A 14,063-nucleotide genomic window follows, 5' to 3' on the forward strand; every position below is an offset into this window, starting at 1 on the left:
GCATCAACGCTTGCACGCCGCGCCGCTCGGGGCCGGCTCAGCGCCCGCGCAGGAACAGCCGGTCCAGTTCCGCCAGCGGCAATTCCACCCAGGTCGGGCGGCCGTGGCTGCACTGGCCGCTGCGCTCGGTGCGCTCCATGTCGCGCAGCAGCGCGTCCATTTCGGTCAGCGACAATTGGCGCCCGGCGCGGACCGAGCCGTGGCAGGCCATGCCCGACAGCAGGGCGTCGATGTGCTCCTGCACGCGCGTGCTGCGGCCGTGCTCGCGCAGCTCGGCCAGCACGTCGCGCACCAGCGCGGCCACATCGCCGCCGGCCAGCAGTGCCGGCACCTCGCGCACGGCCAGTGTGTCCGGCCCCAGCACCGCCAGCTCCAGGCCAAGCTGCGGCCACAGCATGGCGTGTTGCTCCACCGCCGCCGCCTCGGCCGCGCCGACGTGCAGCGTCAGCGGCACCAGCAGCGGTTGACTGACGATGCGCCCGCTGGCGTGGGCGGCGCGCAGGCGCTCGTAGGTGATGCGCTCGTGCGCGGCGTGCATGTCCACCAGCACCAGGCCGCGCGCGTTCTGGGCCAGGATGTAGATGCCCATCAGCTGCGCCAGCGGCCGGCCGAGCGGCTGCTCGTCGGTCTGGTCGTCGGCCTGGTCGCTGGCGGCCGGCAGCCGCTCCCCGGCCAGGGCCGCGCCGCGCGCAAGCTGCGTGTACGCCTCGAGCTGCTCGGCTAGCTGGCCGGTGGACAGGCGCGGCGCGTTGGCCTCCCAAAGCCGGGACGAGCTGACGCTGCTTGCGCCTGGCGCGGCCGGCGCCAACCCTGCAAGCGGCGTGGCATCCGTCGCCTGTACCCCGGGCGCCTGCGCCCCGGCCCGACTGCCGCTGGCGATCACCTCGCGCAGGCAGCGGCGCACCAGGTCGTGCACCGTGCGGCTGTCGCGAAAGCGCACCTCGGCCTTGGCCGGATGCACGTTCACGTCCACCAGTTCGGCCGGCAGGTCCAGGTACAGCACGTAAGCGGGCTGGCGGCCGTGGTAGAGCACGTCCTGATAGGCCTGGCGCGCGGCATGGGTGAGCAGCTTGTCGCGCACCAGGCGGCCGTTGACGTACCAGTGCTGCAGGTCCGCCGCGGCGCGCGAGAAGGTCGGCAGCGCCGCCCAGCCGGACAGGCGCAGCTCGCCGGCCGGAAAGTCCAGCCGCAGCGCGGCCTCCACGAACCCCGGCCCGCACAGGCGCGCCAGGCGCTGCTCGCGCGCCGGCAGCTCCAGCGCCGGGGCCAGCTGCTGCACCGGCCGGCCGTTGTGCGACCAGGCCAGGCCGACCTCGAACCGCGCCAGGGCCAGGCGCCGCAGCAGCTCGTCGACGTGCTGGAACTCGGTCTTTTCGGCGCGCAGGAACTTGCGCCGCGCCGGCAGGTTGTAGAACAGGTCGCGCACGGTCACGGTGGTGCCGGGCGGGTGCGCCGCCGGCGTCGGCTCGGACTGGCCGTGCAACAGCTGCGCGGCCGGCGCGCCGGCCGGCGCCGAGACGATGTCCAGCCGCGCCACCGAGGCGATGCTGGGCAGCGCCTCGCCGCGAAAACCCAGCGTCCGGATGCGCATCAGCTCGCCGCTGCTGGCCAGCTTGCTGGTGGCGTGGCGGCGCAGCGCCAGCGGCAGCTCGTCGGCCGGGATGCCGCTGCCGTCGTCGCGCACGCGAATCAGGGCGATGCCGCCCTGCTCCAGCGTGACCTCGATGCGCCGGGCGCCGGCGTCGAGCGCGTTCTCGAGCAGTTCCTTGACGATCGAGGCCGGCCGCTCGACCACCTCGCCGGCGGCGATCTGGTTGGCGAGCTGTGCCGGCAGTTCGCGGATCGGCCGGCGCGGCGCCTCAGCCGCCGTCATCCGCGCGGCGCAGGGCCGGCGTGCGGCCGGTTTCCGCATCGGCCAGCGCCTGGCGCAGGCGTGGCTCGGTTTGCAGGTAATCGCGGATACCAGCCGCCAGTGCCCCGGCCAAGCGGCGGCGGAACTGCGAATCGGCCAGCTTGCGCGCCTCGTCGGGCGTGGAAATGAATGCGGTTTCGACCAGCACCGAGGGCACCTGCGGCGATTTGAGGACCATGAAGCCGGCCTGTTGCACGTCCGAGCGGTGCAGCTTGTTCACATCCGCCAGGCGATCCAGCAGGCGGTCGGCCAGGCGAAGGCTACTCTCGGTGGTCGCGTTCTGCGACAGGTCCAGCAGCACCGAGCGCAGCACCCGGTCCTGCCCCACGCTGGCCAGGCCGGGGTCCAGACCGGCCGCGTTCTCGCGCGCCGCCAGCAGGCGCGCCGCCTCGCTGGTGGCGCCATGCTCGGACAGCGCGTAGACGCTCGACCCGCGCGCCGTGCCCTTGGCCACGGCGTCGGCGTGTATCGACACGAACAGGTCGGCCTTGTGCTTGTGCGCCACTGCGGTGCGCTGGCGCAGCTCCAGGAAGCGGTCGTCGCTGCGCGTGAGCACGGCGCGCATGCCCGGCTTGGCGTTGATCTGCGCCGCCAGTTCGCGGGCAATGGCCAGCGTGACGGTCTTCTCGTACAGGCGCCCGGGGCCGACCGCCCCCACGTCGTGGCCGCCGTGGCCGGCATCGATCACCACCGTCACGGCGCCGGCCGACTTGGCGCGCAGCACCGGCGCAGCGGCGGCGCTGGGTACAGCCGCCGCCGTGGCAACCGCTGGCTCGGGCCGTGGAGCAATCGGCGCAGCGGGCTGTTTGCTGACCTGCGGGATGGGCTTGGCAAGCGCGACCGCATTGGCTGGCTTGGCAACAACCGGTGCCGAGGCCGGCCGGGACGTCTGTGCCGGCGCGCGTGCCACCACCGGCGCCGGCGCCGCCTTGCCGCCCAGCACGTCGATCTGCACCCGCGGCCCCTGGCCGCCGCCGGCCGGCAGCGTGGCGTGGCGCCACTGCACCGGCGCCGCCAGGTCGAACACCACCCGCAAGCCGCCGCCGGCCTGCGGGCCGCTGCGCACGGCGCGCAGCGTACCGCCGGGCGGCGCGGCCAGTGCGCCGCGCAGCGTGGTGGCCGGCAGGTCGACCACCAGCCGCTCCGGCGCCTTCAGGCTGAACACGCGCACCGCGGTGGGCGCGCTCAGATTCAGCGTCAGCCGCGTGCCGCCGGCCACCGGCGCGTACTGCACGCCGCGCAGCTCGCCCGCGAAACCGGCCAGCGGCGACAGCGCCAGCAGACAGATCAGGAGTTTTTTCATGCCAGGGATTCCAGGGTTCGCTCGCCGGCGGGGCTGTGCGCGCGGGCCTGCACCCGGCGGCCACTGCCGGCCATGTCGATGTCCAGTTCCAGGTCGGCCTGCGGCAGCCAGCCGGCGCCGCGCTCGGGCCATTCCACGAAGCAGACATGCCGCCCGTCGAACAGCTCGCGGGCGCCGATGTCTTCCAGTTCCTCGGCACTGCCGAGGCGGTACAAGTCGAGATGGCAGACCTCGCCGCGCGCCACGGCGTAGGTTTCCAAAATCGTGTAGGTCGGGCTGCGCACCGGGCCGGCGTGGCCGAGCGCCCGCAGCACGCCGCGCACCAGCGTGGTCTTGCCGGCACCCAACGGGCCGCGCAGGTAGACGCACAGGGATCCGGGCAGCGCCCGCGCCAGGCGCGCGCCCAAATCCAGCTGCGCCGCCTCGTCCTCAAGCACCCAGGTGCGCTCCATCGTCCATTCCATTGAGCAAGGGCGGCAAAGCGGCCGACACGTCACAGGCCAGCAGGCCGCGCTCGCCGCGGCGCGCCGCCAGCGCATCGGCGGCCGCCGCGTGCAGGCAGGCGCCCAGCGCCGCCGCCGCCAGTGCCGGCAGGCCCTGCGCCCACAGCCCGGCGATCAGGCCGGTCAGCACATCACCCATGCCGCCGCTGGCCATGCCCGGATTGCCATACGGCACCACGCCGACCGGTGCCTGGCCGTCGCACACCAGCGTGCCGGCGCCCTTGAGCAGCACCACGCCGCCGAAGCGGGCCTGCAGCGCGCGCACGGCGCCGTAGCGATCGGCCTCCACCTGCGCGGTGGTGATGCCCAGCAGGCGCGCCGCCTCGCCGGGATGCGGCGTCAGAATCCAGTCCGCGCGCCGCTCGGGCGCCGCGGCCAGCAGGTTCAGTGCGTCGGCATCCACCACCAGCGGCAGGCCGCGGCCGAGCGCCGCCCCAAACAGCGCGCGGCCGAAATCGCCCTGCCCCAGGCCCGGACCGAGCGCCAGCACGCTGGCGCGGGCCAGCAGCGGCGCCAGATCGGCGGCGCCATCCACACCGCGCGCCATCAACTCCGGCCGCCCGGCAAGCAGCGCCGGCACATGCGCCGGGCGCGTAGCGACGCTGGTCAGGCCGGCCCCGGCGCGGGCCGCCGCCTCGCCGGCCAGGCGCACCGCACCGCCGTAGCCGTGATCGCCGCCGATCACCAGCACGTGACCGAAATCGCCCTTGTGCGCGCCGCGGCGGCGCGGCGGCAACCAGGCCGCGCGCAGGCGCGGCAGGTCCAGCAACACCGCCGGCGCCGCGCCGGCCTGCGCCAGCGCCTGCTGCGGCACGCCCAGATCATCGAAAACCAGCTGCCCGCAACAGTCGCGCGCCTGGCCGGTGTACAGACCCTGCTTGCGGGCCACGAAGCTGACCGTGGCATCGGCCCGCACCAGCGCGCCCGGCGCCTGGCCGGTATCGGCGTTCAGCCCGCTTGGCACATCCAGGGCCAGCACCGGCCGGCCGCTGGCATCGATGGCGGCAATGGCGTCGGCCACCGGTCCGGCGGGCGGTCGGTCCAGACCCGTGCCCAGCAGTGCATCGACCACCACATCGGCCTGCGCCAGCGTGGCAACTGAAATACTTTCTTCGGCGCCGCCGCAGGCGATGAACCACTGCCGGGCCGTGTCCGCCTCGCTGCCGGGACGCGGCGGGCCGGCCACCGCGGCCAGGCGCACCGGCCACCCGGCCAGATGCGCCAGACGCGCCAGCACGTAGCCGTCACCGCCGTTGTTGCCGGCTCCGCACAGCACGGCCAGGCGCTGCGCCTGCGGCCAGCGGCCACGCAGAAACGCGAACGCAGCCGCACCGGCGCGCTCCATCAGCACGCTGCCACTGCACGCGGCTAGCTGCGCCGCGGCTCGATCGATCTGCCGCGACTGCGCAACCGAATAGAGTTTTTCCAGCGAAGACAACACGTTAAGAACGTCGTTTGATGCCCGGCCTGAAGAAGTCGACGCAAGCATACGCTTTTTTCGCCGTCGTCAACCTGCAAAACCACGCGGGGCTTGGCTTTTGGCCACTTCCGGTGGCGACGGACGCCGGCCACGCCACCGCGGGCGGAGCGCTGCTTCATAATCGCCAGCCGATTCGTCTGGCCCCGGGCCCGACCGGCGAGCCGCGGACCGGCCGACACCGCCCACGCGCGGGCGGTGGCCACCCAGCAGCCCCGGCCGGCAGCGTCCCGGCCCGCGCCCACCGCCGGAAACCCGCATGCCCACGCTGAACTGGATCGGCAAGGAAGCCGTCGTCAAACACCACAAGGACGTGCCGCTGCGCCTGCTGGAGCCGGTGCCGGGGCTGTCCTGCGGTGCGGCGGATGCCGGCACCGAAGGCGGGACGCCGAACAACCTGATCGTGCAGGGCGACAACCTGCACGCGCTGAAAGCCTTGCTGCCCCGCTACGCCGGGCAGGTGAAGTGCATCTACATCGACCCGCCCTACAACACCGGCAACGAGGGCTGGGCCTACAACGACAATGTCAACAGCCCGCAGATACGCAAGTGGCTGGGCGAGGTGGTCGGCCGGGAAGGCGAAACGCTGGACCGCCATGACCGCTGGCTGTGCATGATGTACCCGCGCCTGGTGCTGCTGCGGCAGTTTCTGCGGGACGACGGCGCCATCTTCGTTTCCATCGACGACAACGAAGTGGCGGCGCTGCGCTTGCTGATGGATGAGATTTTCGGGGCGAGGAACTTCGTGGCGACCGTGCTGTGGCAGAAAGTCTATTCGCCCAAGAACTCGGCACGTCATCTCTCTGAAGATCACGACTACATCGTCATCTATGCTGCAAACTCCGAGACGTGGAAGCCAAATTTGCTCGGCCGCAATGAATCGCAAGATGCTGCGTACAAAAACCCCGACAATGACCCACGCGGGCCTTGGAAGACAAGCGATCTATCCGCGCGAAATTTCTATTCTGATGGCACTTACTCGCTCACGACGCCATCAGGGCGCGTGATTGAAGCACCTCCAAAGGGTCGTTATTGGACGATCTCAAAGGAACGCTTCGAAGAACTCGATCGGGACAATCGCATTTGGTGGGGAAAGAAGAAAGATTCAATCCCCCAGTTCAAACGATTTCTCACCGACGTGAAAGACGGTGTTGTTCCGCAGACGATGTGGTTTTACAAGGATGTTGGCCATACGCAAGAAGCAAAGAAGGAGCTACTCGAACTGGTCGATTTCGATACCTCCGACGACGTTTTCATTACGCCGAAGCCAACCCGTCTGATCCAGCGCATCCTGCAGATCGCCACGGACAAGGACTCCATCGTCCTCGACAGCTTCGCCGGCTCCGGCACCACCGGCCATGCGGTGCTCAAGCAAAACGCCGCGGACGGCGGCAGCCGTCGCTTCATCCTGGTCGAGATGGACGACAACATCGCTCGCACCGTCACTGCCGAGCGCGTCAGGCGCGTCGCCAACGGCTACACCAACGCCAAGGGCCAGGCCGTCGCGGGCCTCGGCGGTGGCTTCCAGTTCTGCCGCCTGTCCGCCGAGCCGCTGTTCGATGCCGACGGCCAGATCCGCGGCGACGTGCGCTTTGCCCAGCTGGCCGAGTTCGTCTGGTTCGCCGAGACCGGTACCGGCTACACGGGCCAGGCCGATTCGCCGCTGATCGGCGTGCACGAGGGGCGCGCCATTTACCTGCTCTACAACGGCATCCTCAAGGATCGCTCGGTGGCCGGCGGCAACGTGCTCACCGGCCCGGTGTTCGACCTGTTGCCCCGCTTCGCCGGCCCGAAAGTGATCTACGCCGCCGCCAACCGCATGGGCGGACGCGCCGCGCGCGAGGGCATCACCTTCAAGCAGACCCCGTACGCGCTGGAGGTGTAAGCGATGAGCGATGAACTCAAAGTCATCATCATCGCCGGCCCGAACGGGGCGGGGAAAACCACCTTTGCCCGCGAGTTCCTGCCCAACGAGGCGGGCTGCCCGGTGTTCGTCAATGCCGATCTGATCGCCGCCGGCTTGGCGCCCTTTGCGCCGCAGACGGCAGCCGTGCAGGCCGCGCGGGTCATGCTGCTGGAATTGGCGCGCCACTTTGCCGCGCGCCAGAGCTTTGCCTTTGAAACCATGCTGTCCGGCAGGACCTACCTGCGCCACATTCGCGCGTGGCAGACGGCGGGGTACCGGGTGGAGTTGTTTTTTCTGCGCCTGAATAGCGCCGACGAGGCGGTAGCGCGCGTGGCACAGCGGGTGAAACAGGGCGGCCACCACATTCCCGAGCCGGTGATTCGTCGGCGCTTCGCCGCCGGGCTCGACAACTTCACGCAGCGCAACGCGCCAGCCGTCGATGCCTGGGCGCTGTACGACAACTCAGCGGAAGTGCCACGACTGCTGGACTGGAGTGAAAACAGATGAAGCAACCCAAACCCATCGAGCAGGCGGCCAACCCGAATCTGCGCGGCTCCTGGCCCGCCTTGCTGCGCGCCGCCCGACGTGCGCGCGAGCTGGCCGCGCAAACCGGCACGGCCATTGTGGTCAGCCATGATGGCGTGATCGAGTACATCCGGCCCCAACCGGAAACACCAAGCCCTCACGTGGCGGAGCCGCACGCCGAAGGGTGACAAACCATGACCACCTTCGCTCCCAAGACCTACCAGCAGCAGGTGCTGGACAGCGTGGAGGCCTATTTCAAGGCCTGCCACGAGCTGCCGTCGCCGTCGATTGCCTTCACCGCCACCACCGAGCGTCTGTGGGGTCGTGGCAACCCGTACAACCCGCTGGCGGGCTTTCCGCCCGACATGCCGTACTTCTGCCTGCGCGTGCCGACCGGCGGCGGCAAGACCTGGCTGGCCGCCAGGAGCGTTCAGCTTGCCAACACGCACCTGCTGCGCTGCGAGCACAGCGTGATCCTGTGGCTGGTGCCCAGCAAGCCGATCCGCGAGCAGACCCTGCGCGCCCTGCGCAACCGCCTGCACCCCTACCACACGGCGCTGCGCGAGGCCGGGCCGGTCACGGTGCTGGATCTGGACGAGGCCAAGAGCATCACCCGCGCCACGCTGGATACCTCCACCACGGTGATCGTCGCCACCCGGCAGGCCTTTCAGGTGGAGGACGAGGAATCGCGCAAGGTGTACCAGAACAGCGGCGCGCTGATGCACCACTTCGACAACCTGTCGCCAACGCAGCGCGGCCTACTGCTGACCGAAGGCGAAGGCGCCGAGCACACCACGCCCTGCTCGCTGGCCAACGTGCTGCGCCTGCGCCGGCCCTTCGTGGTGGTGGACGAGGCGCACAACAGCCGCACGGAACTGGCCTTCGACATGCTGGCGCGCTTTCGCCCCAGCGGCGTGCTGGAACTGACCGCCACTCCGGACCTGGAACGCACGCCGAGCAACGTGCTGCACAGCGTCTCGGCCGCCGAATTGAAGGCGGAGGAGATGATCAAGCTGCCGGTGATGCTGGAAACCGAGCCGAACTGGCAGCAGTGTCTGGCCGACGCCATCGGCCGCCGCGATGCGCTGCACAGGCTGGCGGATGAGGAACGCCGCGCCGGCGCGGATTACCTGCGGCCGATCGTGCTGATTCAATCCGAGCCCCGCCGCGCCGGCGTGGACACGCTGGACTTCGAGCGCGTGCGCCAGGAGCTGATCACCAACCACGGCATTCCCGCCAATGAGATCGTCGTCGCCACCGGCGAGGAAAAGGGCCTGGAGCAGATCGAGGCCGACTACAAACTGGGCATTGCCGACCCGGCCTGCCCGGTGAAGTTCGTCATCACGCAGAAGGCGCTGGCCGAGGGCTGGGACTGCCCGTTTGCCTACATCCTGGTCAGCATGGCCTCGCTGTCGTCGGCCACGGCGGTGGAGCAGCTGCTCGGGCGGGTGTTGCGGCAACCGGGCGCCAGCCACCGCCAGGCCAGGGCGCTGAATCAGTCCTATGCCTTCGTGGTGTCGCGCAATTTCGCCGAGACGGCCAGCGCGCTGCGTGACCGTCTGGTAACGGGGGCTGGCTTCGAGCGGCGCGAGGTGGCCGAGTTCGTCACCGCCGCCAAGGCCGAGCAGGCGCGGCTGGATTGGGAGGGCCACGCCGAACGTGACATGGTGCAGCCGGTGTCGATCACGCTGACCGAGAAACCCGACCTCGCGAGCGTGCCCAAGCCGGTGCGCGACAAGGTGAGCTGGGACGGCGAGCGGAGCACGCTGACCATCACCACGTCGCTGACCGAGGACGAAACCGAAGTCCTCAAGGCTTCGGTCAGGTCGGAAACCGCAGCGGCGGCGATCGTGGAAGCCGCCCAGATCAGCCGCACCTTGCCCCACACGCCGGCCGAACTGGGGGAGCGCTTTCGCGTGCCGCAGTTGGCCTTGCGCGTGCCGGGCCCCAGCGGTTCAGAACAGTTGCAACTGTTCGACGACCCGGAAGTGCTGGAGTACCCGTGGGACCTGTCGCCCTTCGACGCCACGCCGACCAACGAGGATCTGCTGGCCCTGGACGGCAGCCTGAAAGTGTCCGAAGGCGGCGAGATCGATGTCGACGACGCGAGCGGCAAGGTCGTTTCGCGCTTCCTGCCCGATCTGCAACGCGATCTGGGGCTGGTCTATCAACCCGAGCACTGGGACGAGCTGCGTCTGGCCACCTGGCTGTGCCGCAACCTGCCGGAGCAATCACTCACCCACGCCAGCAAGCAGGCCTTCGTCGCCGCGTGGCTGACCGAACTGCTGCGCCGGGAAGGATTCACGCTCGCCCGCGCCAATCTGCAGAAGTTCCTGATCCGCAATCGGCTGGAAGCGCGCATCCGTGATCTGCGTCGCCAGGCGGTCGGCAAGGCCTTCCAGCAGACGCTGTTTGGCGAGGATGCGGCCTCGCGTGTCGCGGTGACCGATCGATACGCCTTCGAGTTCAACCCGCACGCCTACGCGCCCAGCCGCGACTACGACGGCCGTTTCGGGCACTTCGATTTCCGCCGGCACTTCTACGGCCGCATCGGCGATTTCGACAGCAAGGAGGAATTCGAATGCGCCTGCTGGCTGGACACGCAGGCGCAGCAGGGCCGCATTCGGTTCTGGGTACGCAATCTGGTGCGGCGGGAAGGCAGTTCGTTCTTCCTGCAGAAGGCTGACGGGCGTTTTTATCCGGATTTTGTCTGCCAGCTTGCCGATGCCGATGGCAAACCCGGTGCCATCCTGGTTGTGGAATACAAAGGCGCGGACCGCTGGACCGATGCCCAGGACGACCGCCTGATCGGCGGCCTGTGGGCGAACCTGTCCGAGGGGCGCTGCCGCTTCGTGATGGTCAAGGACAAGCGCTGGGAGTGGCTAGAGGAGCACGTACGGTGACGGCATCGCTCCCGTCCGGGGACGACGTATACAGCATCCTGGCACCCGCCAACGCGTCCGCATTCGACGACTTGTTCGAGCTTTACCGGTCATCCATGCCGGCTGCGGAGCGAAAGTCCCGGGCGACCTTGCAGGCGTTGCTCGGTCGCAACGATTATCGAGTGGTGCTGCTGCACCGCGCTGAGCGGCTGATCGGCTACAGCATCACCTTCGTGCCCGAAAACGACAATTTTTGCCTTTTGGAATATATGGCGGTGCGCGAGGGTTTTCGCAGCGGCGGCATCGGCGCGGAGCTTTTCCGTCACAGCGTCGATACGGCCCGGGCAGGCCGCCGCGATGTCGCCGTGCTGCTCGAGGTGGATTCGTGGCGGGAGGCGTCGCCGGACCGTGCAATGCGCGTTCGCAGGCAGGCTTTTTATCAGCGCCTGGGCTGCCTGCGGATCGAGGGGCTGGATTACTTGCTGCCTCTTGAAACCGGACGCACCCCGCCGGTGATGGATTTGATGATCCTGCCACCCGCCGACGGCAGAGTGATTCGCCGCGCCGAGCTGGAACGCTGGCTGCGCACGGTGTATGTCGCCGTCTACGACCAGTCACCATCCGACCCGCGAATTGCGCGTATGGTCAGTACCGTGGACGATCCCTTGCAACTGAGCGGAGTGATACCGCGATGACGGAGGCCATGTCGCATGCAATGGCCTGGCTCACGGGAACTGTGGTGTCCGTTTGCCGTCTGATCTCGTCCTATCCGAGAACCACGCTCGCCGTGGTGGGAGCCACGGCCGTGGTTCTGATCTGGCTCAATCCGACAGCGGCCAGTGCCGTTGCCGCGGCTTTGGCCGCCGTTGCCGCGTTTCTGCTCCTGCTGCATGAGGCGCGCAGTTTCCGCAAGTCGGTGAATGACCTTCACTACACCGAACTGGACAACATGTACCTGGATCTGCTCAAGATGGCGATCGACAAGCCGTACCTGCGCCAGCCGGAAGCGATATACAGAAATCCGCTGGCAAAGACCAACCAGGAACGGGAATACGACATTTACGCCAGAATGATCTGGAATTTTCTGGAAGCCGTCGCGGATCGCTGCCACAACGATCCAGAATTGAAAGATACATGGTATCCGGTGATCCAGGATGAGGGGATCGTGCACACGCAATGGATTCGACAGAAACCCAAAGGATTCAGCGAAAATTTTTACCGAAGGTTCGGCCCGAATGGGCCGTTCGGCGACAAGTTCCTGAATAGCAAAATCTGAACAAATCCGGGCGTGAGCAGGTCACTTTTCATTTCCCGATATCCGCAAGCGCGCCGCCTTGCCGGGTGGGATTTCGCCTCGACTCGAAAATCTCCGCACGGCGGCTGTTCGGGTTGTCAGGCGGGCGCTGGACCGACCAGGCCGCGGCAATGATTGCCGCCGATTCAGCCGCCCTCGCCGCAACCATCCGCACGCTGTCTACCGAACTGGGCTTCACCGGCCTTGGCATCGGCGGCGTGGACCTGGCCGTGGCCGAACAGCGCCTGGCCGACTGGCTGGCGCGCGGCTATCACGGCGACATGGCGTGGATGGCCCGGCACGGCACGAAGCGCTCGCGCCCGGCCGAGCTGGTGCCGGGCACGCTGCGGGTGATCTCGGTGCGCATGGATTACTGGCCGGACGGCGCCGCCGCGCCCTGGCCGGTGCTCGAATCGCCGACGCTGGGCTACGTGTCGCGCTATGCGCTGGGTCGGGATTATCACAAGCGGGTGCGCCAGCGCCTGCAAACACTGGCGGACGGCATCGCCGCCCTGATCGGCCCGTTCGGCTACCGCGTCTTCTGCGACAGCGCGCCGGTGCTGGAAAAACCGCTTGCCGAGCAGGCCGGCCTGGGCTGGATCGGCAAGCACACCTGCCTGATCGACCGGCGCGGCGGGTCGTGGTTTTTTCTGGGCGAGATGTACACCGACCTGCCGCTGCCACTGGACATGCCCGCCGGCGGCCATTGCGGGAGCTGCCGCGCCTGCATCGACGTGTGCCCGACCGGCGCCATCGTGGCGCCCTACGTGCTGGATGCCCGGCGCTGCATCTCGTACCTGACCATCGAGCATCCGGGGCCGATTCCGGAGCCGCTGCGCCCGCTGCTGGGCAACCGCATCTACGGCTGCGACGACTGCCAGCTGGTGTGCCCGTGGAACAAGTTCGCGCGCCCGAGCGGCGAGGCGGATTTCGCGCCCCGGCATGGTTTGGACGCGCCGCGGCTGATCGATCTCATGGACTGGACCGCGGACCAGTTCGACACCCGCCTGGCCGGCTCCGCCATCCGCCGCATCGGTCACCAGCGCTGGCAGCGCAACATCGCCGTGGCGCTGGGCAACGCGCCGGCCGGCGATGCCGACACCGTGGCCTGCCTGCGGCGGCATCGCGACAGCGCCTCGCCGCTGGTGGCCGAGCATGTCGCCTGGGCGCTGCAACGGCATGGCGCCGGCTGACACGGAACCGGCCAAGCTGTCATTGAAGCGGCCCTGACCTTGGCCACGTGCGGTGCGTGGCCGGTGGCGCCGATGAATGTCCCGCCCCGCACGCCAAAAACCCCGGCGCCATCAGGCCGCCGGGGTTTTCGTTCACCACAAACCGCAGTTCGCCAGGGTGCGTCTCACATACCCGTGTGGCTCTGCCCACCGTCCACGTTGAGCAGCTGACCGGTCACGAAATCCGACAGTTCGGACATCAGGTAAACCGCCGTACCGACCAGGTCCTCGGGCACCTGCGGGCGGCCCAGGCATGCCTGCGCGGCGTACTGCGCCGTCATCGCATCGCCCGCGCCGCCGATGCTCCCCATCAGGTCCTTGACCGCCTGGGACTGGGTGAAACCCGGCGTGAGGGCGTTGACGCGAATCCCGTACGGACCGAGCTCGCGCGCCAGACACCGCGCCATGGTGGCCACCGCGCCCTTGGAGGTGACGTAGTCCAGGATCATCGGCGTGCCCATGCCGATGGTCTGCGACGAGATGTTCACGATCTTGCCGTAGCGCTTTTCCATCATGTGCGGCACCACGGCCTTGCAGCAGTTCCACGGGCCTTTCACGTTGATGGCCATGGTCAGGTCCCAGTCTTCTTCCGGGATCTGCGTGAACGGGCGCATCTGCACGCCCTTTTGCTTGGCGCTGACGCCAAACAGGGCGGCGTTGTTGATCAGGCCGGTAACCGAGCCGAAGGCGTCGAGCGTCTTTTGCACCATCGCTTCGCAGGATGCGTAGTTCGCCACGTCCACCGCGATGCCGATGGCCGACTCGGGGTGGCTGGCATTGATCTTGTTCACCGTATCGGCCGGGTCCAGCAGGTCGGCAACCGCCACCTTGGCGCCGTGCTCGGCAAGCGCCAGCGCGTAAGCCTGGCCAATGCCGCGTGCGGCGCCGGTGACGATGACGACACGGCCGTCGAGTAGTCCCTTCATCGAAAGCTCCTCCTTGTAGTGCAACGGGAGCTCATTTAATACGCTCGAGACGCGCCCGCGGATAGTCCCCACACTGCCGGAGCCCAAAACCAGCGCCTCGCAC

Annotated in this window: 12 protein-coding genes; 7 read left to right on the top strand and 5 right to left on the bottom strand. The window is 68.7% G+C overall.

Annotated elements, in window-relative coordinates; all coding sequences use genetic code 11:
* Positions 1-37: 37 nt before the first annotated feature.
* Genes mutL through H5U26_RS05040 form a run of 4 tightly spaced genes read right to left on the bottom strand, consistent with a single transcriptional unit; the run spans position 38 to position 5,159 of the window.
* The gene (gene mutL / locus H5U26_RS05025; RefSeq protein ID WP_366055893.1) at positions 38-1,873 is read right to left on the bottom strand and encodes a DNA mismatch repair endonuclease MutL; all 1,836 of its coding nucleotides are present in this window, start codon (positions 1,871-1,873) and stop codon (positions 38-40) included.
* Complete coding sequence (locus H5U26_RS05030; RefSeq protein ID WP_290617286.1) at positions 1,860-3,215, bottom strand: N-acetylmuramoyl-L-alanine amidase; 1,356 nt, start codon at positions 3,213-3,215, stop codon at positions 1,860-1,862. The genes mutL and H5U26_RS05030 overlap by 14 nt, the downstream gene beginning before the upstream one ends.
* Positions 3,212-3,667 carry a tRNA (adenosine(37)-N6)-threonylcarbamoyltransferase complex ATPase subunit type 1 TsaE gene (gene tsaE / locus H5U26_RS05035; RefSeq protein WP_290617288.1) on the bottom strand — a complete coding sequence of 152 codons (456 nt, stop codon included), beginning with the start codon at positions 3,665-3,667 and terminating at the stop codon, positions 3,212-3,214. The genes H5U26_RS05030 and tsaE overlap by 4 nt, the downstream gene beginning before the upstream one ends.
* Positions 3,645-5,159, bottom strand: a complete 1,515-nt coding sequence (locus H5U26_RS05040; protein WP_290617290.1) for an NAD(P)H-hydrate dehydratase — start codon at positions 5,157-5,159, stop codon at positions 3,645-3,647. The genes tsaE and H5U26_RS05040 overlap by 23 nt, the downstream gene beginning before the upstream one ends.
* A gap of 295 nt (positions 5,160-5,454) precedes the next feature.
* Between H5U26_RS05040 and H5U26_RS05045 the strand changes: the two genes are divergently transcribed.
* The 7 genes from H5U26_RS05045 (at position 5,455) to queG (ending at position 12,995) form a co-directional block, all read left to right on the top strand.
* The gene (locus H5U26_RS05045; RefSeq protein WP_290617292.1) at positions 5,455-7,080 is read left to right on the top strand and encodes a site-specific DNA-methyltransferase; all 1,626 of its coding nucleotides are present in this window, start codon (positions 5,455-5,457) and stop codon (positions 7,078-7,080) included.
* A 3-nt stretch (positions 7,081-7,083) separates the two neighbouring features.
* On the top strand, positions 7,084-7,608 hold the full coding sequence (locus H5U26_RS05050; protein WP_290617294.1) for an AAA family ATPase: 525 nt from the start codon (positions 7,084-7,086) through the stop codon (positions 7,606-7,608).
* Positions 7,605-7,814, top strand: coding sequence for a hypothetical protein (locus H5U26_RS05055; protein WP_290617296.1), 210 nt, complete (start codon positions 7,605-7,607; stop codon positions 7,812-7,814). Before H5U26_RS05050 ends, H5U26_RS05055 begins: the two co-directional genes overlap by 4 nt.
* 6 nt (positions 7,815-7,820) lie before the next feature.
* The gene (locus tag H5U26_RS05060; protein ID WP_290617298.1) at positions 7,821-10,529 is read left to right on the top strand and encodes a DEAD/DEAH box helicase family protein; all 2,709 of its coding nucleotides are present in this window, start codon (positions 7,821-7,823) and stop codon (positions 10,527-10,529) included.
* Positions 10,526-11,203, top strand: coding sequence for a GNAT family N-acetyltransferase (locus H5U26_RS05065; protein ID WP_290617300.1), 678 nt, complete (start codon positions 10,526-10,528; stop codon positions 11,201-11,203). Before H5U26_RS05060 ends, H5U26_RS05065 begins: the two co-directional genes overlap by 4 nt.
* Positions 11,200-11,784: a hypothetical protein gene (locus H5U26_RS05070; protein WP_290617302.1), complete on the top strand. Its 585-nt coding sequence runs from the start codon at positions 11,200-11,202 to the stop codon at positions 11,782-11,784. The genes H5U26_RS05065 and H5U26_RS05070 overlap by 4 nt, the downstream gene beginning before the upstream one ends.
* Positions 11,785-11,933: 149 nt before the next feature.
* The gene (gene queG / locus H5U26_RS05075; protein ID WP_290617303.1) at positions 11,934-12,995 is read left to right on the top strand and encodes a tRNA epoxyqueuosine(34) reductase QueG; all 1,062 of its coding nucleotides are present in this window, start codon (positions 11,934-11,936) and stop codon (positions 12,993-12,995) included.
* A 164-nt stretch (positions 12,996-13,159) separates the two neighbouring features.
* Here the strand turns inward: queG and H5U26_RS05080 are convergent, their stop codons facing one another.
* Positions 13,160-13,960, bottom strand: coding sequence for an SDR family oxidoreductase (locus H5U26_RS05080; protein ID WP_290617305.1), 801 nt, complete (start codon positions 13,958-13,960; stop codon positions 13,160-13,162).
* Between the last annotated feature and the right edge of the window lie 103 nt (positions 13,961-14,063).

The organism is Immundisolibacter sp. (assembly GCF_014359565.1).
In the GTDB taxonomy this organism is placed as follows: Bacteria; Pseudomonadota; Gammaproteobacteria; order Immundisolibacterales; family Immundisolibacteraceae; genus Immundisolibacter.